The following is a 19,329-nucleotide window of genomic DNA, read 5'->3' on the forward strand; positions in this document are numbered from 1 at the left end:
TCTCTGTATTTGTCCGGTGCTACCTTCTTGTTTTCTCCTTTTCCAAGCTTACCGAAAAATCGCCTTTCTGTCTGCACCCTTTTTTTCACAAAAACGTGCTACTCCAACCTTTCCAGACATAAAGTATGAATGGTCCATTTTAAGTTAAACTTGACTACGTTTAGATCAGAAAACTTTTGCTTGCGTAAACAGCTGCATCATGTAAAATAAATATATTAATAGTTACAAAGGGAGTGCGCCGAATGCAAAGACACTCAGCCTTATTCATAGTCATCCTGCTTCTTAGTTTTGCATTGCCGTTCACAAACGGTGAACACCACAGCGGCTATCTTAAAGGCGACGTCCAGGAAAGCACTCTACTTGAAACCACGCCCTCAAATGATGATCACACAGACAAAACGTTTGTCATTCCAGCTTTATTCGGATTTCTTTTGATCCTACATTTGTGTACAAATGTTCCATCAACACCTATGAGGGCCATTCGCAAGTTATTCTTTTTGAACCCTGTATTCTATCAGTCCAATTACGTGATTCATAACCTTTGATGTTGTCCGAAAAGCCAACAATCAAAGGAGGTTTCACCCATGTTATGGTTCAGAATGATTATGATCGGAATGTTCTCGTTGACAGCTTTGTCTCTATTATCTTATCAGGGAACAGAGATCTACCATGCTTTCCTCGAATTTTTCAGCAAAAAATAATTTCAGACCCATACGCGATACACGCGTATGGGTTTTCTTATAGCCGTTTCTCCAGCTGAATATCTCTAGGCTCCCGGGCATAAATCGTTGGATGAATTTCTTGAGCAGGTACACACCCCATCTTCTGATAGAACCTTTGTGTCTCCACCGAGGGATGGGCCCCTATATACAATTTCTCTGCTCCCAGAGCTTTAGCGACCGTTCCAGCTTTCTGAAAGAGTCTTTTCCCTATCCCTTGACCACGAAGATCGCGCGTTACGTGTATGTACGATAATTCCCTATACCGAGATTTTCCACCAAAAAAAGTCGGTTCAATGACTGCGAAACCTTGGACTTGCTGCTCTTTCATAACTGCCACCACAGCGCCTCCGTTCATGCTCACAAATCGGAAGTGATGGATGATCTCTTGTTTATTCTCAAGGGTCCAATCTTCTTCAAAGGAATCGGATTCTTCCACGATTCCCCCTGAGTCATCCACCCAGACTCGGTCTGTTTTCTGATACCTATGAAATGTGTCCAACATATGAAGGTCCATGTCATACACCTTCAATTGTAAAACCTCCATAGACTTCCCTCCTAGTCGCGAAAAAAGAGCACCTCTTGCGGTGCTCCTCTTCTCACTTGTAAAGAAGATTCAAACGTTCTTCCTCTTCTTTTTTATCATGATATTCATAAAAGCCAACTCCGTTGCCCCAAGGATCTTCAAACGTCCCCCACTTGACAGGAACTTCTTCACGCGAGTGAATATTAAAAGGGGCAATCCTTAATTCATCAACCAGAAAATCTCTCGTTGCTTCAAGATCTGTAACCCCAATACGGAATGGGCCGCTGTTTTCAGCTGGTGTTCCCTCTGCTAACTGCAGCCAGAACCCTGGGATGACCTCCCATTCGACAAAACCTTCATGAGGAATGAAATCAGGTTTCTTCCCGAGTAATTTCTCATACCATTGCTGTCCTTCTACAAGATCAGGGACACGGATTTGATTGGTCACTTCAAATAACATGGGCGTTCCTCCTTATTTAATTTTTTAACAGTGTTGGGAGTTCGTTCAAATGATAGATCGAATAGCGAACGGATGAATTCTCGTCTTGTCTACCTTTTTTCCATATGGCGGTCATCCCGATGTCTTCTGCTGCTCGAACATCTTTTTCCAAATGATCCCCCACATACACACAAGCATCAGAACACAGATTCATCCGTTTTATGGCTCGTTTAAAAATCGTCGGATCAGGCTTTTTCACTCCTTCCCACTCGGAGATGAGTATGGTTTCAAAAAATGGCTGAATTCCTAGAGCCAGAATGTTGTCCATTTGAAAACGTCCATTTCCATTGGTGATCATACCTAAACGAAGTTTACTTGACCTTAACTGTAGCAATACCTCATGAAGTCCTTGAAAAGGTGTACAATATCGTTGGAAAGAATCGTTGTAATCCTGATAAAGCTCTTCCTCCACCTGCTTCTCCAAATCCAGTTCAACCATCAGTTGTTGATAAACTTGATCCTTAGGTCTATATCCCCCCTGATCCAATTCAATAAATCTTGAGGTGAAAACTTCTTTTGATACAGACTCTAAAGACAGCTTGTATCGATCATATTGATGGTTGATGAAGTGCTCTACACTAGCATCACGATCCAAAAGCGTACGGTCCAAGTCGAAAATGACGGCTTGTATCATAGGCGATGCCCTTCGTCTCTTGCTTTTCGATAGCCATAAAAAGAGCAGTTTTCCTCTACCTGAAAACCACATGACTCATAGAAAGAGAAGTTTTCTTCAGAGGTATGGGCAAACCAATCCCCATGCGGCAGTTTTTCCATACATAGTGAAATTAACTTGTGTGCAAGTCCTTTTCCACGGTACGGTTCCGAAACGGCCAAGTCCATGATTGTCGCCATCATGATCTGATCCGACACGACTCGGACCATCCCTACCATATTTTCTTCTTCCCATACGGTATATGCCCATGTAGAGTTCTCAAATAGGAGAGAAAATTTCTCATCTTGCCACGCAGGCCCTCCTCGTGACCAGCCCACTTCTTCAAACAGCTGTTTTACAAGTTCGGAAGGCACTCCGGTCGTGCCTTCCCGAATCGTCAATCCTTGATAGTATTGATACATCTCCTCATTCCTCCGGATACGTTTGTTGTAAGAATGTGACGGATTGGAGGATGAGTGCTTTCAAAACCTCTTCATCAATGTCGTCCACTTTGTTGATGTACACACACGCTTTTCCGCTCTTGTGTTTCCCGAGTTTTTCAAGAAGCTCTTCACGTTCCGGGTCGCCCGTGGCGAAATAAAGACTGATATTCGCTTTTCGTGGAGAAAATCCGACAAGCGGGGCATCCCCTTCATGACCTGTCTTATATTTGTAATGATAAGACCCGAAGCCAATGATTGACGGCCCCCACATTTTCGCTTCATACCCAGTTGCCTCCGTGAAAATGTCCAACAGGCGGTATGCATCTTCCTTTTTTTTCGGGTGATCCACCTCTTCAATGAATTCAACCACACTTCGATCATTTTGCTTTGTCTTTTGTTCGTAAGCCAAGTCTTCCGCTCCTTTCTACCGTGTTCTTTAAGTATTTCCACTACCTCCCCTCCATTTCCTGTTAAAACAGAAAAAAAGGAGGCCCCATCCTGGCCCTCCTCACCTATTTCAGCTGACTATTTTCAAGTCAGGTTTACTTTCTTCTTTCTGTCCATCCATATCGTTCGTAATGCGTTGGACGTCCTGGACCATTTCTGACATGCGTTGCGCTTCCTTAGCAACGTTTTCAATACGCTCGAGCTGCTGCTTAGAAAATTGGACCATATTCTGGTTCTGGCCTTTTCCTTCTTTCGTAAAATCCAACATGCTTTCAAAAGAATGAGAGAAAAGATCCACCGTAGACAATAGCTGTTGACTAGATGCCCCGATTTCATCGGTCTGCCTTTCCACTTCTTCAGACTGTTTCAGAATCCCCTTGAAGTTCCCTTCCAAATGCGAAACATAGTCTAAACTTGTTTTCATTTTCTTCCTTCCGTCTCGAGCATGGAGGTCTGCTTCTGACACATGCTCCCTGATTGAATCCACAATTGAAAAAATACGCTCCGTAGCATTCCCCGACTGTGCTGCCAGCTTTTGTACTTCCTGGGCAACTACACTGAAGCCTTTTCCGTGCTCTCCTGCCCTTGCAGCTTCAATAGAAGCGTTCAGCGCAAGCAATTTCGTATGATCGGTAATCGAAGCTATTTCCTTCGTAAGCTGACTGATTTGCTCAGAGTATGTTTGTAAGACCTGGATATTTTCTCCGGTTTCTTTGAAGCTGGATTCTGTTGAATGAAGATGAGTGGAAATCTCAGTTAAAGAAGCTTTGCCATCTTGAGTGGCCGTCGATGTATGCTTCGCCTGTTCGGATACCACCTCAATGCTTTCCGTGATTTGTTCCATTGCTGCTTGAATATCCGACAGATTCAGCGCCTGATTCTCTGCCTGCTCTACTTGCTCATCAGCATTTCGCCCTCGCATCTGGATCATTTCTTCCATTTCATTAAAGGAATGCGATGATTGATGAGAGGTTTGATTAATGACATCCGACGTTTCTTTTAGAGAGTTCCCGACTGAGTGGAGTTGATGGAGTAGTTGATCAGCTTCTGCTTCTTTCTGCTGAGAAAGCTTTTTCAGTTCCTGTACGTGGGCATTCTTTTGAACGATCTGGTAGGAGGTTCCCGCACTCGTCAATACCAAGTAAACGGCATGAAGGGCAAACATGAACCATGAATAATTATCTGTTCCATAAAAGAACTCCATGCCCCAAAACATCGTGATGAAATGATAAAGTGCAAAGAGTAGCGTCATCATCGTAATGATTTCTATCCGGTCATAAAAGGCAATCAATGCCACGACAAGAAAGATGGAAAAATGATAAACCACCATACCTTCTCCACTCGTAATCATCCCAATACTTAGGAAGGTGTACATAAGACTCATCAACCAGGGGATAGCGACATGATCGCGTCTTTTAAAATAAACGAAAAGAGTCAACCCATACAAAGCAAAGGGAATCATCAAATATGTATATAAATAAGGAGCATAATTCTGAAAGTCATTCATACTCCAAATCAACAATGAATTTCTGTGAATAAAATGAATGACAAGGACCAGCAATAGTCCTACAGCACCAAACATAAGCATGGTACGATTCTTTTTCTTTTCCATAAAACCACCCTTAATTAAGACTTAAGAACTATAATAACGAAAAAATCCAAAAATATCATTTATTTCGACTTCAAAAATTTAAATCCAAAGATAATTTTTCCGAAAACAAAAAAACCTCCTGGCATAGGAGGTTTTTCATATCCATTATTTGATTTGTTCATAGATTTCGGTCACCCAAAAGTGGCGTGGAAAAATGAAGAGAGGCCAATAATCCTGCCAGCTTGGCTTTTCGGTTTTCTGCTCATTCACTTGTCGCTCGGTTGCTTTTTCCTCTACTTTCGCCAATTGGGTCGAATAAATGGCTGTCCCATCTGGATAGGTAATAGAGAACTGACCAGAATCATCAATTTCTGTCTTAACCGCTTCTTCTTTCAAATGAGTGTATGAAACCTCATCAGGCAGTTCGTATTCTTCATTTACATCTGCTAGAAGCTCTTTCCCGGGTTTTAAGGTGGATGTTTGATAATGATCAAAGCCATAGTCTAACAGCTTCTTCGTATCTTCATAAGACAAATTCTTCGTTCGGCTTTTCATTGTAATGACAATCAAATCCATATTCTCACGGCTCGCGCTCGTAGCCAACGTGAAACCAGATTGTGGGACATAGCCGGTCTTTCCGCCAGTCACACCTTCATAAGGGTCCTCTCTCATTAAACGGTGATGCGTGTATAGTGTGGCATCCCACTTTTCTCCATTCCAATCCAGAACCTCTAATCCGTATATTTCATTAAATGTTTGATTTCCTTGTGCATATTGCGTAATTTTCGCAAGGTCTTTCGCAGTCGTTCTATGCTCGGAGTCAAATAAGCCATGAGGATTCTGGAAATCCGTCCGCTCGACACCTGCTTTTTCCTCAAGGTAAGCATTCAAGTCTTCAGAGAACCGCTCGACACTCCCACTCAAATGCTCGGCAATGGCAACACCTGCATCATTCCCGGAGTTCAGAAGCAACCCCTGGACCAGCTCTTTTAATGTCGCCTGATCACCCTCTTCAAGAAAAACACTGGAGCCACCTGTTTCATAAGCTCTTTCACTGACAGTTACAGTCTCATTAAGATCCCCGTTTTCAATCGCGTAAATGGCTGTTGCAATTTTCGTCAAGCTAGCCGGATACATACGCGTCTCGGCATTCTTTTCATATATGACTTTACCTGTATTCGCTTCAAGAACAATAGCCGCTTCACTATTAATCGATGGAGTATCCGGTTTGGACTTTGCCATCGTTATGTTTAGATTGATACTAAAAGTGGTATATAAAGCTACAATGATTACTATAAGTTTCTTCATTTAATGATGACTCCCTGTACACAGTTATTAATTTCACAAGACACGTTCTGTATTTAACCATGTATCAGTATATACATAATTGTCGCAATTTGAAGAAAACCCACGAATTCTTAAATAAATTGTAACCCTTTTGTAAACTATCTGGCTATTTCCTGAAAATTTTCCAACAGTTGTTTCTTCTAGCGAATCGCTGAATTATAGGAAACTTAACATTTAAAACTATGCTTTTTTAGAATAAGGAGTAGAGGTAACAAAAAGAGAGGCTCGGTTAGAGCCTCTCCTTTTGTTTATAATGAGCGCTGCAGAATATCTAAAACTGCTTCACGATTCATTTCTTTGTATGTGCCCACTCCTGGTTTAATGAATGTCTTTTCCACAATATCGTCAAATGCTTCATCTGTGATGTCATAATCCTTAAGAGTGCTTGGTGCACCAAGAGAATTCCAGAAATGGCGTAATGCTTTCGCTCCCTCTCGTGCAACTTCCACATCCTTCTTTCCTGCAGCGTCGATACCAAATACATTGGTTGCCAGCTGCTTCACCCGGCTAGGATCCTCTTCCAAGACATGCTCAAGCCAGTTTGGGAACAGAATAGCAAGACCTCCCCCGTGCGGGATATCATAGATGGCGGATACAGCGTGTTCGATACGGTGTGTAGCCCAGTCCCCTCCATCTGTTCCATTCATTAAGGTTCCATTAAATGCGGTTGTACTTAAATACATCATCGTTTCCCTGTGTTCATAGGATTTCTGGTTCGCTATCAATTTTGGTCCGGTTTGGATAGCCGTCCTTAAAAGGGACTCGATGAACCCATCAATCATAGGTGTGTTTTCCGTCCGATGGAAGTAGTGCTCCAAGGCATGGGACATGCTGTCGACGATTCCGTACACGGTTTGGTTTTCAGGTACCGAGAAAGTGTATGTTGGATCCAGGATGGAAAATGTCGGATACACATGAGGAGATCCCCACCCGAGTTTGTCTTTCGTTTCCCAATTCGTAATGACGGAAACAGCATTCATCTCAGACCCTGTGGCTGCAAGCGTCAAAACAGTACCGATCGGCAGTGCCTTTTCAATGGGAGCCTCTTGTGTGATTAACTCCCAGGCATCTGCATCACTCACTGCCCCAGCGGCAATGGCTTTTGTACAATCGATAACGCTTCCGCCTCCAACAGCAAGCAAAAAGTCGATCCCTTCATTTTTACAGATATCGACACCTCTGCGGACTGTTGTCAGTCGGGGATTCGGCTCTACACCGGACAGTTCATAAACGGTAGCTTCAAGCTTCTCTAATTGTTGCAAGACGTCCTCATAAACACCGTTCTTCTTAATGCTTCCCCCACCATAGATGACAAGCACTTTTGCTCCTTGACCGATTTCATTAGGGATTTGCTTGATTTGCCCCTCGCCAAAATAGAGCTTTGTAGGGTTATATTGTAAAAAATTATTCATCTTTCCACCTCACCTTTTTTATAACTTTTCTATTGTATCACTCCATAATCAAATCAGGTAACGATGATTATTGATCGTACACATCTAAATCTTTGATGATCCCCCTTTTTATTTTCTTAAAAAACGCTCTCTCAAGTGTTGAGAGTTATATAGAATGCCTAAAAAGGGATTTCCTAATTATGATCTGTTTTATATGGAAGAAAAGGGGAATATCCTTCATAACATAAAAAAAGGAGTTTTTCTAAAAATGTCACTCTATATCGAAGTAGATCACGATCACCATATCGACTTATTTGTAGAAGATATTGGACAGGGACGGCCGATTGTATTCCTTCATGGATGGCCACTGAACCATAAGATGTTCGAATATCAAATGAACGAACTACCTCAAAAAGGCTACCGCTTCATCGGAATCGACCTGCGGGGATTCGGGAAATCAGACAAACCTGCTTTCGGTTATGATTACGATACACTTGCCCATGATGTAAAAACGGTTGTAGAATACCTTCAACTTGAAAACTTCTATTTAGCTGGATTTTCCATGGGTGGACCAATTGCGATTCGCTATGCAACAAAATTTGCAAATAATGAATTTGCACAGTTGATTTTGGCAGGACCGGCCGCTCCGAGTTTTACTCAAAGAGAGGGCTACACCCACGGCATGAAGAAAGAAGAAGTAGACGAATTGATTGATTCCCTCCAAAACGACCGCCCAGCTACATTGAAAGACTTTGGTGAGGGATTCTACCATTCTGATATCTCCGAACCTTTTGGAGAATGGTTTCACAGCCTTGCCCTTGAAGCATCAGCTCACGCTACCATCGCTTGCGCAAAGTCATTGAGAGACGAAAATCTACAGGAAGAAGTCGGTCAGATTGATGTACCTACCCTCCTGCTTCACGGCAAACACGATGAGATTTGTGATTATGCTTTTTCCGAGATATTGAACGAGAAGATCCCGAACAGCACACTCATTCCTTTTGAAAACAGCGGGCACGGAATGGTTTATGATGAAAGAGAAAAATTCAACCAAACGCTGCTTGATTTATTGAAATAATAGAAAAGGAGAGCCCATATTCATATGTGGCTCTCCTTTTTTATTATTTACATTATATGTACACTAAAGCACTTTCCCTTCTCCCATTCCTTATCTACTAATCTTTATCGTATAGGAGAGGAATCAGACGACAGTAATTGTTTTAAAATCGATAATAAGTATCTATAGAGCTATTAATGATACCGGTAAACCCATCTAAATCACTGATAAATCAAATAAACCCACTGATAAGCGATCAACTTCTAATAAAAAAGCCAGGAAGAGTTCAATCACTCTCCCTGGCTGTCATCTTAAGCGATGACCACTTTCTTCGGATTGGCTAGCTTCTGGATCAGCGGCAATCGGGATAGATCCATGTTTCCTCCACTCAAGACCACACCGCATTGCTGTTGTTCAAACGTGTCACACGTACTAAGAAGACCTGCAAGCGCCGTTGCTCCTGCTCCTTCGACCAGTGTTTTTTCCCGTTCAAGCAGCATCAGCATGGCTTTAGCGATTTCATGTTCTTCCACCGTAATCACTTGATCCACGTATTTTTGGATACACGTGTAGGTGAGTCTTCCTCTTTCCTTCACGGCGATTCCGTCTGCAATTGTCGAGACAGATGTCAGTTTTTCAGGTCCTTTTTTGTACAGAGCATTGTACATGGATGGGGCTTTCGCGGATTGAACACCGATGACTTTAATGTCCGGCTTCAGCTGTTTAGCTGCGAACGCGATGCCCGCAATCAGCCCGCCTCCTCCGATTGGCACGAACAGACGGTTCAAATCCGGCTGCTGTTGCAGCATTTCAACGGCGACCGTCGCTTGGCCGGCCATCACATCATAGTCGTCAAACGGATGAAGAAAAGTAGCCCCCGTTCTTTCCTGTTCGAGCAAAGCGGCCTGGTAAGCTTCCTGGAATGACTCGCCGGTCAGAACGACTTTTGCTCCGTATCCTCGGGTCGCTTCCACTTTCGCTCTAGGTGTTCCTTCCGGCATAAAGATTTGTGCCTGGATGCCCCGCTTCGCTGCAGCGAGAGCGACTCCTTGGGCGTGGTTCCCTGCAGATGCTGCAATCACACCGCGGAACGCTTCTTCTTCCGTCAGACAAGCCACTTTATAAGAGGCCCCCCGCACTTTGAAAGCGCCTGTTTTTTGCTGATTCTCCATCTTCAAATAGACGTGCTGTCCGGTTTGCTCATTGAAGGTGGTTGATGTTTGCAGCGGGGTGCGGTGCACCACCTCCTGCAATTGCTCCTGTGCATCCATCACTTTAGCTAGCGTTAAGAAATCCCCAACGTCTTCACTCCTTTGTTTTGTTTTTCGTACTGGTCGATTTTGTCTTCATACGTCAAGGTGACAGCAATCTCATCCCAGCCGTTCAATAGCATTTCTTTGTGGTAGGACTGGATATCGAAGGACACTTCAAGGTCACCGTCATCAATGATCTGTTTTTCCAAATCGACCTTCACTTCATACTTCTCTTTCGTCGCCTTTTCCATCAGCTGATCCACAACCGGCTTCGGCAACTGAATCGGCAGGATTCCGTTTTTGAAGCAGTTGTTGTAGAAAATGTCGGCGAAACTCGGGGCGATGACCACTTTAAAGCCATAATCCTGAATCGCCCATGGTGCGTGTTCCCTGGAGGAACCGCACCCGAAGTTTTCACCGCCGACAAGAACAGAAGCACCATCATACTTCGGGTCATTCAGGGAAAAGTCTTCCCGCAGTGTTCCATCCTCGTTGAATCGCCAGTTGTAGAAGAGGAACTGGCCGAAACCCTGTCGTTCAATCCTTTTCAAAAATTGCTTCGGAATGATCTGGTCGGTATCGACATTCGATCGATCCAATGGGTAGACCAGACCACGATGTTGTTTAATCGGTTCCATCTCTTCACCCTCCTACCGTACTGGCGTATTTTCTGACATCAACAAAATGACCTTCCAGCGCTGCCGCTGCTGCCATTTCCGGACTGACGAGATGGGTACGGGCACCATTTCCCTGACGCCCCTCGAAGTTCCGGTTGGAAGTGGAAGCACAGCGTTCCCCAGGTGGGACGATATCATCATTCATCGCTAGACACATGCTACAGCCAGCATCACGCCATTCAAATCCTGCGGTCAAGAAAATCGTATCCAGTCCTTCCGCTTCTGCTGCATCTTTCACAGATTTAGAACCAGGGACGACAAGAGCTCTCACCCCTTCATGAACACGGCCTCCACGAACGATTTCTGCCGCTTTACGCAAATCGCTCAACCGGGAGTTTGTGCAGGAACCGATGAACACGTGCTCCACAGGGATCGATTCGATGCTCTGGTTCGCCTCAAGTCCCATATATTCGATGGCCCGCTCGATGCCGTCTCGATCTTCTTCTATCGAATCAGGATCAGGTACGCGACCGCCGACAGGAACACATTGAGAGGGGTTCGTACCCCATGTGACCTGCGGTTCAATTTCATCTGCATGAATCGTAAGCGTCTGGTCATATTCAGCCCCTTCATCGGAAGCTAAAGCGAGCCACTGTTCAGCTGCTTCGTCAAAATCTTTTCCTTCCGGCACATAGCGTTTGCCACGCATGTAATCAATGGTCGTTGCATCAGGACTGATCAATCCGGCTCTTGCTCCGGCTTCAATGGACATGTTGCATACAGTCATGCGTTCCTCCATTGAAAGGTTGCGGACCGCTTCACCGGTGTACTCGATCACATGACCTGTGCCAAAGCGGACCCCATACTTCCCAATAATCGCAAGAATTAAATCCTTCGCTGTGACGCCTGTCCCCAGCACCCCATCGACGTTGACTTGAAGGGTTTTTGGAGGGGCCTGCCACAAGGATTGGGTGGCGAGCACGTGCTCCACCTCACTTGTGCCGATTCCGAAAGCCAGCGCTCCAAAAGCTCCGTGGGTAGAAGTATGGCTATCCCCGCAAACAATCGTTTTCCCCGGCTGGGTCAAGCCAAGTTCCGGCCCGATCACGTGAACGATCCCCTGGTCCGGGTGATTGATGTCCGCCAGGCGGACACCGAACTCTTCACAATTTGTTTTTAATGTTTCCATCTGCTTTTTGGAAACTTCATCTTTGATGATATTCCGGTGGATTGTTGGTACGTTATGGTCCATCGTCGCATACGTACGATCCGGTCTTCTCACTTTCCTTCCGGCCATCCGCAATCCTTCAAACGCCTGGGGAGAGGTCACCTCATGAATCAGATGCAAGTCGATGTAGAGGAGGTTCGGCTTCCCTTCTTCTTCATGGACGACATGCTGATCCCAAATTTTTTCTACAATGGTTTTTGGATGACTCATTCCGTTCCGCTCCCTTCGTGGTTATACGTAACAACGCATGATATTTTCAGTCGTATCACTTGTGGTGATTTGATCGACCACTCTTCGTGCCAATTCACTGCCGCTGACGACGGTACCTCCGACGAGATCGATGTCTGCCGTGTGGTAGCCCTCGTTCAACACTTCCTGTACAGCCGCTTCTACTTGTTCTGCTTCTTCTTCCATGCCGAAAGAATGCTTCAGCATCAACGCAACAGATAGGATACTAGCCAGAGGATTCGCTTTATTCTCTCCTGCGATATCAGGGGCAGATCCGTGGACCGGCTCGTAAAGTCCGACGCCAGTTTCATTTAAACTGGCAGATGGCAGCATACCAAGCGACCCTGTCAGTACAGAAGCTTCATCGCTCAAGATGTCCCCGAACATGTTCTCTGTGACGATGACATCAAAATAAGCAGGATTCGTCACCAGTTTCATTGCAGCGGCATCTACAAGCATATGTTCAACTTTTACATCTGGATAATGTGCTTTTTTCTCCTCCACGATTTCCCGCCACATGCGGCTCGACTCGAGGACGTTCGCTTTATCGACAGATGTGAGATGCTTCCTTCGCACCTGCGCGCTTTGGAATGCCTGTTCAACGATCCTTTCAATTTCCCGGCGTTCGTATGCCAGCGTATCGACGACGGCATTGCCATTGTTGCGTCGTTCTCTCGGTTCTCCAAAGTACAACCCACCAGTCAGTTCACGGACGATCAACAGATCACTTGCCGCGACGACCTCCTGCTTCAAAGGTGATGCATGGAGCAACTGCGGAAACGCTTTGACAGGACGGAGATTCGCAAACAACCCCAGTTGTTTCCGGATTCCGAGCAGACCTTTTTCCGGTCTCATATGTCCGGGGAGTTGATCCCATTTCGGTCCACCGACCGCTCCTAGGAAAATGGCATCCGCTTTCCTTGCTGCTTCCACTGTATCCTCCGGGAGGGGCGTTTCGTGATTGTCGATCGCCACTCCTCCGATGTCATGACTCTCAAAAGTGAAGGTGTGCTGAAAGCGGTCCGCTACCGACTGCAACACGTTTTTAGCGGCTTTTGTAACTTCTGGACCAATCCCGTCTCCTGGCAAAAGTACGATATGTTTTTCCATGTGCATCCCCCTTTAGTTATACTTGCACTTTTTGATGATTCTCCATTTTGCTTCTATATAATGTGCGGTTCACTGCGTTCAAGAAGGCGTGAGCCGAAGCTTCCAGAACATCCTGTGCAGACCCTCTGCCAGATGCTTTGATTCCATCGACGGTCAATTGAACGTGGACCTCTGCTAAAGCGTCGCGCCCTTTACCGATGGAACTCAATTGATAGTCCTGGAGATGAACATCGGCATCAATCAAGTCATCCAGCGTGTTGTAGATGGCTTCGACGCTTCCTTCTCCCGTATTGGCCTTCTCGACTTCTTCTCCATCCGGACGTGTCAAAAGTACGGTCGCTGTCGGACGGTTGATGCTTCCATATTGGACCTGGAAAGCTTTCAACTCGTATTTAGGCTGGTCTTCGTTTTCCGTCTGAGTATCTGTCAAAATGGCGAAGAGATCGTCATCCGTCACTTCTTTTTTCTTACCTGTCAGTGTCTTAAATGATTCAAAAGCTTCTTTCAGCTTGTTTTCATTAAGATCAAATCCAAGTTCTTCCGCTTTCTGTTTGAACGCATGCCTTCCAGAGTGTTTTCCTAACACCATTCGATTGGAATCGATGCCAACCATGGCTGGGGTGATAATCTCGTATGTCGTGGACTCCTTCAACACGCCGTCCTGGTGGATTCCGGATTCATGGGCAAAAGCGTTGCGTCCTACAACGGCTTTGTTGCCTGGCACCTGCATCCCTGTCAAACGGCTGACGAGATCACTGGTGCGCTTGATTTCTTTCAGCACAAGGCCTGTTTCAAAATCAAAACGATCTTGGCGGATTTTCAATGCAACAGCGATTTCTTCAAGCGCTGCGTTTCCGGCACGCTCGCCGATTCCGTTGATCGTCCCTTCGATTTGTCTCGCGCCATTTTCAATCGCTGCCAAGGAATTGCTTACGGCCATTCCCAAATCATCGTGGTTGTGGGTAGACAAGATTGCCTTATCGATGTTCGGTACGTTCTCTCTTACATACCGGAAAAGCCGTCCGATTTCGTCAGGTGTTGTGAAACCGACCGTATCCGGAAGATTAATGACACTCGCTCCGGCGTCAATTACCTTTTCAATGATATGAACGAGAAAATCTTGATCGGATCTCAGTGCATCTTCTGCTGAGAATTGGACGTGTGGAAACTTCTCTTTCGCATAGGCGACCATTTCCACCGCTTTTTGGACGACTTCATCCGGTGTCTTTTTCAGTTTATGTGTCATGTGGATCGGGGAGGTAGCGATGAAAACATGCAGCCTCGGCTCCGCTCCACCTTTCAATGCTTCCCATGCAATGTCGATGTCACGTTTGTTTGCTCGCGCTAAGCCGGTTACCGAACAACCGCGGACGGTATCAGCAATCTCTTTGACTGCTTCAAAATCAGCTTGAGAGGAAGCAGGAAATCCCGCCTCCATAATATCTACACCTAAACGTTCCAGCTGTTTGGCAATTTCCAACTTTTCCAAACGATCCAAATTGACACCAGCGGATTGTTCTCCGTCTCTCAAGGTTGTATCGAAAACGTTAACGTGAGCCATGTGTGACCACATCCTTTTCTTTGGATTGGGACTTCTTGACGAACGGCATCAGTTCACGGAGCTCTCTACCCACCTTCTCGATTTGATGATTGTTTTCACGTGCATTGATTGCATTGAACTCTGGACGATTCACTTGGTTCTCAAGGATCCAGCCTTTGGCGAACTTGCCTGTCTGGATATCTGTCAACACGTCTTTCATGCGGGCTTTCGTACTTTCGTCAACAACACGTGGACCTGATACGAAGTCACCCCACTGTGCTGTATCGGAGATGGAATAACGCATACCTTCAAGACCGCCTTCGTACATCAAATCAACGATCAATTTGAGCTCGTGCATACATTCGAAATACGCCACTTCCGGCTGATAGCCAGCTTCTGTCAACGTTTCAAAACCAGCTTTCACAAGGCTTGAAAGTCCACCGCAAAGGACGGCCTGTTCACCGAATAGATCGGTTTCCGTTTCTTCCTGGAAGGATGTTTCAAGGACTCCTGCACGGCCACCGCCGATTCCTTTCGCGTAAGCAAGCGCGATTTCTTTCGCTTCCCCCGTGACGTCTTGCTCGACACCGATCAGTGCCGGTACACCTGCGCCTTCTTCAAACGTACGGCGGACAAGGTGTCCTGGTCCTTTTGGTGCTACAAGGAAAACATCGACATCTGATGGAGGAACAACTTGGTTGAAGTGGACATTGAATCCGTGAGCGAAAGCGAGGGCTGCTCCGGATTTCAAATTCGGTTTGATGGACTCTTCATAGACTCTCGGCTGATATTCATCAGGAAGAAGAACCATGACCACATCAGATTCTGCTACAGCATCGGCAACACTTTTCACTTCCAGTCCGTCTTGTTCCGCTTTATCCCATGACTTTCCTTTACGAAGACCGACAACGACGTTATGACCGCTTTCCTTCAAGTTTTGAGCGTGTGCATGACCTTGGGAGCCATAACCTACAACAGCGACCTTTTTATTTTTTAGTACCTCGTCTTTAATATCGTTGTGATAATATACGTGTGCCATTTGTACATCCATCCTTTCGGGAAATTATTTTAATAGAGAGTAAGATTTGAATTCTGCTACTTGCGGCTGATGACCGCGGGTGAATGCGGTTAAGCCTGTTCTGGCTAGTTCTTTTATGCCATAAGGCCTTAATAGATCGATGAGCGCATCGACTTTATCCGATTTACCTGTCACTTGAACCGTGACGCTTTCTTTACTGACATCGATGATTGATGCACGGAACGGTTCAATGATCCCTTGGATTTCGCTGCGGATCTGCGGGTTGCTGATCACTTTCACCATTGCGAGCTCCCGGGCGACAATCGCTTTGTCTGTGATGTCCGATACCTTTAGAACATCGATCTGTTTGTTCAGCTGTTTGGTGAGCTGCTCGAGCTTGCGGTCATCTTCGACCTCTACGACGAACGTCATTTTCGAGACGCCTTCGGTCTCTGTCCGTCCGACAGAAATGCTTTCAATGTTGAATTGCCGTTTGGCAAGTAATCCTGTTACCCGGTTCAGCACACCGCTTCGATTATGAACGGTTGCTGTGACGATTCGCTTCATCGTTTCACCCCAATCATTTCATGTAGTCCTTTTCCTGGTGCGATCATCGGATAGACGTTCTCTTTTTGAAGGACACGGCAATCGATGACCGCCGGCTGATCATCCCCGAGGACTTTCGGCAGGACTTCCAAGAGTTCTTCCTGAGTCTCAATCTTATAACCAGGGACCTGGTAGCTTTCTGCTAGTTTTACGAAGTCTGGCTGCACATCGATGATTGACTCTGAGTATCTCTCACTATAGAACTTCTCCTGCCACTGCCTTACCATGCCTAACGCCTGGTTGTTGACGATCAATATTTTGACCGGCAGTCTCCGTTCCTGTAGAACAGACAGTTCCTGCAGCGTCATTTGAAAACCACCGTCACCGACAACAGCGACACACGTGGAATTCATGTCAGCCAGCTGGGCTCCGATCGCTGCCGGAAACCCGTAGCCCATCGTTCCAAGTCCGCCTGAGGTGACCCAGCGGTTCGGCCTGTCAAATTGGTAGTATTGAGCCGCCCACATTTGATGCTGTCCAACATCTGTCGTAACGACTGCTTCTCCACCGGTATATTCATAGACTTTCTGCATGAGCCACTGAGGAACGATGAGTTCATCCGGCTGGTCATGCCAGAGAGGGTAATCGATTTTGTTTTGGCTGATTGCATCCATCCATCCTTTGTGGTGCAATCCTTTCACAGTTTTCGCGTTCAATGCTTCCAGCGCTGCTTTGGCATCCGAAACGATCGGAATGTGCGTCGGGATGTTTTTCCCGATTTCAGCAGGATCGATATCGATGTGGGCGATTGTCGCGTTTGGGGCGAAGTGTTTCAAGTTTCCTGTCAGTCTGTCATCAAAGCGAGAACCGATATTGATCAGCAGGTCGCATTCGTAAAGAGCTGTATTTGCGGAATACGTTCCATGCATTCCAGCCATTCCAAGGGATAAATCACAGGTGCCCGGGTAACTGCCAAGCCCTAGAAGCGTTGTCGTAACCGGAAGTTGGTAATTTTGGACAAATGTTTTTAACTCTTCCGATGCACCTGCATGAATAACACCGGATCCTGCGAGTACCACCGGTTTTTTAGCTTCCACAAGTGCGTCATGCAATTTACTGACTTGAAGTGGATTCGGTTTCACGGTTGGCTGATAGCCTGGCAAATGAAAATCACTCTTCACTTCCTTTGCGTAAACCGTTGAACTGATATCTTTCGGAATATCCACAACGACTGGACCTGGTCTGCCTGTTGTCGCAATATGAAAGGCTTCATTCACGATCCTTGGAAGGTCCTCAATCTCCTGCACTTGATAATTGTGTTTGGTAATCGGCGTTGTAATCCCCATGATATCGGATTCTTGGAATGCATCGGTTCCAATGACGCCTTTAGCCACCTGCCCGGTAAAAATCACGAGAGGAATGGAATCCATCATCGCATCCGCAATTCCTGTGACTAAGTTTGTCGCTCCTGGTCCAGATGTACCGATGACGACTCCTGCTTTGCCTGACACTCTTGCATATCCTTCCGCTGCGTGGATCGCGCCTTGTTCATGTCTTGGAAGAATATGATCAAAACTGCCTTCTGCCCGGTAGATCGCATCATAAATCGGTAAAACCGCGCCACCTGGATATCCGAATAACGTTTCAACACCTTGACCGATCAAAGCTTCTACGAGCAAATCGGCTCCTGTCTTTGTTGCGGTCTCTTGTTCCGCACTTGCCTGTGCCTTCATTTTTTCATCCCTCCTGTGTTGAAAATATATCTTTTATGAAAAGCGGATGTTAGAAGTGATGCTTTTTCCGCTTCGAACCTTTCGTCTTTCGAACAAAAAAGAGACCTTCTTCCTCCTCAGATTCCTGCAACACATAACAGTGTTATAAGAATTTGAGGGGTGAAAAGGTCTCTCTTTACTTCCACGGTACCACCCTCATTTGTGAAGCCTAGTTCCAAGCTCCACCTCATGGGATTCATCATGAACCCCTTTTGATAACAGGTGCGGTGAAACACCTGGTCCCGCCTACTGGTTAAACGTTCGGCGTGGACACTCAAGGATGATGTCAGAATAAGATGTATTTCCGGGCTTCCAGCAACCCCGGCTCTCTGGGAATACAAGCACTTATTCCTTTATTCCTTTCATCGTGTTCGTATAATTCATTTGTCAGTGGCCTCAGACTCTACTCGGCTTTTCTCTACTAACTCACGTGCGCTTGATCTTTGCTGTACACTTTGTATCCATCTGTGGTCGTTACTTTTCTGAACTCTGAAAGCAGGTGGTTTGTGACAACGCCTGGCTTTCCTTCTCCAACTTTTCGCTGATCGACTTCCACGACGGCGATGACTTCTGCCGCTGTGCCTGTTAAAAATACTTCATCCGCGACGTAAACATCGTGTCTAGTAAACGGCTGTTCTTTGACTTTGTAGCCTTTTTCTTCGGCTAGATCGATAATAGCGTTCCGTGTGATCCCTTCTAAAGCACCTAAATAGGTCGGCGGAGTCAAAATCGTCCCATTCTTTACGATAAAGATGTTATCGGCAGATCCCTCCGTCACATAGCCTTGGTCATTCAGCATAAGCGCTTCATCTACTCCAGCTTGATTGGCTTCCATTTTCACAAGGATGTTGTTCAAGTAATTCAACGATTTCACTTGAGGCGGTAACACGTCCGGTCGGTTTCTTCTGCTTGAAACAGATGCGAGCCGGACCCCGCGTTCATATAATTCTTTCGGAAACAAAGCGAGTGCTTCAGCAATGACAACCAAGCGTGGATTTGCACAGCTGGCCGGGTCCAGACCCAGATTGCCGGCGCCTCTGGAAACGACGACGCGTATATATGCGGTTTCCAACTGATTTCGGCGGACTGTTTCAGCGATAATCTCTTCGAGTTCCTCCTTGCTATGTGGAATCTCGAGCATGATCGACTTCGCTGAATCATAAAGACGGTTCAAGTGTTCATCAAGCTTAAAAATGTTGCCTTCGTATACGCGAATCCCTTCGAACACCCCATCTCCATATAAGAAACCATGATCATAAACGGAAACAACGGCTTCTTCTTTCTTCATGTATTCGCCGCTCATATAAATCCATTGGCTGCTCATTTTCAGCACTCCTTTCTTTTA

Annotated in this window: 19 protein-coding genes; 2 read left to right on the forward strand and 17 right to left on the reverse strand. The window is 45.8% G+C overall.

Annotated features, from left to right (window positions below):
* Window positions 1–242: 242 nt before the first annotated feature.
* The gene (locus tag K2225_RS04885) at window positions 243–545 is read left to right on the forward strand and encodes a hypothetical protein (protein ID WP_220583730.1); all 303 of its coding nucleotides are present in this window, start codon (window positions 243–245) and stop codon (window positions 543–545) included.
* A gap of 193 nt (window positions 546–738) precedes the next feature.
* Here K2225_RS04885 and K2225_RS04890 read toward each other — a convergent pair whose 3' ends face one another.
* The 8 genes from K2225_RS04890 to K2225_RS04925 all read right to left on the reverse strand — a co-directional run bounded on the left by K2225_RS04890 (window position 739) and on the right by K2225_RS04925 (window position 7,636).
* Complete coding sequence (locus tag K2225_RS04890) at window positions 739–1,266, reverse strand: GNAT family N-acetyltransferase (protein WP_220583731.1); 528 nt, start codon at window positions 1,264–1,266, stop codon at window positions 739–741.
* A gap of 52 nt (window positions 1,267–1,318) precedes the next feature.
* A complete protein-coding gene (locus tag K2225_RS04895) occupies window positions 1,319–1,705 on the reverse strand; it encodes a VOC family protein (protein ID WP_220583732.1) in 387 nt (128 codons plus the stop codon).
* A 16-nt stretch (window positions 1,706–1,721) separates the two neighbouring features.
* Entirely contained in the window at window positions 1,722–2,378 is a 657-nt protein-coding gene (locus K2225_RS04900; protein ID WP_220583733.1) for an HAD family hydrolase, read from the reverse strand.
* Window positions 2,375–2,818: a GNAT family N-acetyltransferase gene (locus K2225_RS04905; RefSeq protein WP_220583734.1), complete on the reverse strand. Its 444-nt coding sequence runs from the start codon at window positions 2,816–2,818 to the stop codon at window positions 2,375–2,377. The genes K2225_RS04900 and K2225_RS04905 overlap by 4 nt, the downstream gene beginning before the upstream one ends.
* A 4-nt stretch (window positions 2,819–2,822) precedes the next feature.
* On the reverse strand, window positions 2,823–3,248 hold the full coding sequence (locus K2225_RS04910; protein ID WP_220583735.1) for a DUF1801 domain-containing protein: 426 nt from the start codon (window positions 3,246–3,248) through the stop codon (window positions 2,823–2,825).
* A gap of 108 nt (window positions 3,249–3,356) precedes the next feature.
* The gene (locus tag K2225_RS04915; protein WP_220583736.1) at window positions 3,357–4,898 is read right to left on the reverse strand and encodes a methyl-accepting chemotaxis protein; all 1,542 of its coding nucleotides are present in this window, start codon (window positions 4,896–4,898) and stop codon (window positions 3,357–3,359) included.
* A gap of 144 nt (window positions 4,899–5,042) precedes the next feature.
* Window positions 5,043–6,185 (reverse strand): D-alanyl-D-alanine carboxypeptidase family protein, encoded by a 1,143-nt coding sequence (locus K2225_RS04920; RefSeq protein ID WP_255574218.1) that lies wholly within the window; start codon window positions 6,183–6,185, stop codon window positions 5,043–5,045.
* A 287-nt stretch (window positions 6,186–6,472) separates the two neighbouring features.
* Window positions 6,473–7,636, reverse strand: a complete 1,164-nt coding sequence (locus K2225_RS04925) for an iron-containing alcohol dehydrogenase (RefSeq protein ID WP_220583737.1) — start codon at window positions 7,634–7,636, stop codon at window positions 6,473–6,475.
* A gap of 247 nt (window positions 7,637–7,883) precedes the next feature.
* Here K2225_RS04925 and K2225_RS04930 point away from each other — a divergent pair, with 247 nt between their 5' ends.
* Window positions 7,884–8,693, forward strand: a complete 810-nt coding sequence (locus K2225_RS04930; protein ID WP_220583738.1) for an alpha/beta fold hydrolase — start codon at window positions 7,884–7,886, stop codon at window positions 8,691–8,693.
* Between the two features lie 290 nt (window positions 8,694–8,983).
* Here the strand turns inward: K2225_RS04930 and ilvA are convergent, their stop codons facing one another.
* From ilvA to ilvE, 9 genes are all read right to left on the reverse strand, one after another.
* Window positions 8,984–9,913: a threonine ammonia-lyase gene (ilvA, locus tag K2225_RS04935; RefSeq protein WP_370632707.1), complete on the reverse strand. Its 930-nt coding sequence runs from the start codon at window positions 9,911–9,913 to the stop codon at window positions 8,984–8,986.
* 44 nt (window positions 9,914–9,957) lie between these two features.
* Window positions 9,958–10,563 (reverse strand): 3-isopropylmalate dehydratase small subunit, encoded by a 606-nt coding sequence (gene leuD / locus K2225_RS04940; protein WP_220583740.1) that lies wholly within the window; start codon window positions 10,561–10,563, stop codon window positions 9,958–9,960.
* A gap of 4 nt (window positions 10,564–10,567) precedes the next feature.
* Window positions 10,568–11,980 (reverse strand): 3-isopropylmalate dehydratase large subunit, encoded by a 1,413-nt coding sequence (gene leuC / locus K2225_RS04945; protein ID WP_220583741.1) that lies wholly within the window; start codon window positions 11,978–11,980, stop codon window positions 10,568–10,570.
* Window positions 11,981–12,001: 21 nt separating this feature from the next.
* Window positions 12,002–13,108 (reverse strand): 3-isopropylmalate dehydrogenase, encoded by a 1,107-nt coding sequence (gene leuB, locus K2225_RS04950; protein WP_220583742.1) that lies wholly within the window; start codon window positions 13,106–13,108, stop codon window positions 12,002–12,004.
* A 16-nt stretch (window positions 13,109–13,124) separates the two neighbouring features.
* Window positions 13,125–14,669, reverse strand: coding sequence for a 2-isopropylmalate synthase (locus K2225_RS04955; protein ID WP_220583743.1), 1,545 nt, complete (start codon window positions 14,667–14,669; stop codon window positions 13,125–13,127).
* Complete coding sequence (ilvC, locus tag K2225_RS04960) at window positions 14,656–15,687, reverse strand: ketol-acid reductoisomerase (RefSeq protein ID WP_160912133.1); 1,032 nt, start codon at window positions 15,685–15,687, stop codon at window positions 14,656–14,658. Before ilvC ends, K2225_RS04955 begins: the two co-directional genes overlap by 14 nt.
* A gap of 24 nt (window positions 15,688–15,711) precedes the next feature.
* A complete protein-coding gene (gene ilvN / locus K2225_RS04965; protein ID WP_089654003.1) occupies window positions 15,712–16,233 on the reverse strand; it encodes an acetolactate synthase small subunit in 522 nt (173 codons plus the stop codon).
* Complete coding sequence (ilvB, locus tag K2225_RS04970; RefSeq protein WP_220583744.1) at window positions 16,230–17,945, reverse strand: biosynthetic-type acetolactate synthase large subunit; 1,716 nt, start codon at window positions 17,943–17,945, stop codon at window positions 16,230–16,232. The genes ilvN and ilvB overlap by 4 nt, the downstream gene beginning before the upstream one ends.
* 460 nt (window positions 17,946–18,405) lie before the next feature.
* On the reverse strand, window positions 18,406–19,308 hold the full coding sequence (ilvE, locus tag K2225_RS04975; RefSeq protein WP_220583745.1) for a branched-chain-amino-acid transaminase: 903 nt from the start codon (window positions 19,306–19,308) through the stop codon (window positions 18,406–18,408).
* Window positions 19,309–19,329: the final 21 nt, after the last annotated feature.

Source organism: Halobacillus sp. Nhm2S1 (assembly GCF_019599545.1).
GTDB lineage: Bacteria > Bacillota > Bacilli > Bacillales > Halobacillaceae > Halobacillus.

Coding starts and splice junctions, on each gene's coding strand:
- K2225_RS04915 (WP_220583736.1), bottom strand. CDS start 4,898: ATGGAAAAGAAAAAGAATCGTACCATGCTTATGTTTGGTGCTGTAGGA.
- K2225_RS04925 (WP_220583737.1), bottom strand. CDS start 7,636: ATGAATAATTTTTTACAATATAACCCTACAAAGCTCTATTTTGGCGAG.
- ilvC (WP_160912133.1), bottom strand. CDS start 15,687: ATGGCACACGTATATTATCACAACGATATTAAAGACGAGGTACTAAAA.
- K2225_RS04955 (WP_220583743.1), bottom strand. CDS start 14,669: ATGGCTCACGTTAACGTTTTCGATACAACCTTGAGAGACGGAGAACAA.
- K2225_RS04930 (WP_220583738.1), top strand. CDS start 7,884: ATGTCACTCTATATCGAAGTAGATCACGATCACCATATCGACTTATTT.
- ilvE (WP_220583745.1), bottom strand. CDS start 19,308: ATGAGCAGCCAATGGATTTATATGAGCGGCGAATACATGAAGAAAGAA.
- K2225_RS04895 (WP_220583732.1), bottom strand. CDS start 1,705: ATGTTATTTGAAGTGACCAATCAAATCCGTGTCCCTGATCTTGTAGAA.
- K2225_RS04900 (WP_220583733.1), bottom strand. CDS start 2,378: ATGATACAAGCCGTCATTTTCGACTTGGACCGTACGCTTTTGGATCGT.
- leuC (WP_220583741.1), bottom strand. CDS start 11,980: ATGAGTCATCCAAAAACCATTGTAGAAAAAATTTGGGATCAGCATGTC.
- K2225_RS04890 (WP_220583731.1), bottom strand. CDS start 1,266: ATGGAGGTTTTACAATTGAAGGTGTATGACATGGACCTTCATATGTTG.
- K2225_RS04920 (WP_255574218.1), bottom strand. CDS start 6,185: ATGAAGAAACTTATAGTAATCATTGTAGCTTTATATACCACTTTTAGT.
- K2225_RS04885 (WP_220583730.1), top strand. CDS start 243: ATGCAAAGACACTCAGCCTTATTCATAGTCATCCTGCTTCTTAGTTTT.
- ilvB (WP_220583744.1), bottom strand. CDS start 17,945: ATGAAGGCACAGGCAAGTGCGGAACAAGAGACCGCAACAAAGACAGGA.
- leuB (WP_220583742.1), bottom strand. CDS start 13,108: ATGGAAAAACATATCGTACTTTTGCCAGGAGACGGGATTGGTCCAGAA.
- K2225_RS04905 (WP_220583734.1), bottom strand. CDS start 2,818: ATGTATCAATACTATCAAGGATTGACGATTCGGGAAGGCACGACCGGA.
- ilvN (WP_089654003.1), bottom strand. CDS start 16,233: ATGAAGCGAATCGTCACAGCAACCGTTCATAATCGAAGCGGTGTGCTG.
- leuD (WP_220583740.1), bottom strand. CDS start 10,563: ATGGAACCGATTAAACAACATCGTGGTCTGGTCTACCCATTGGATCGA.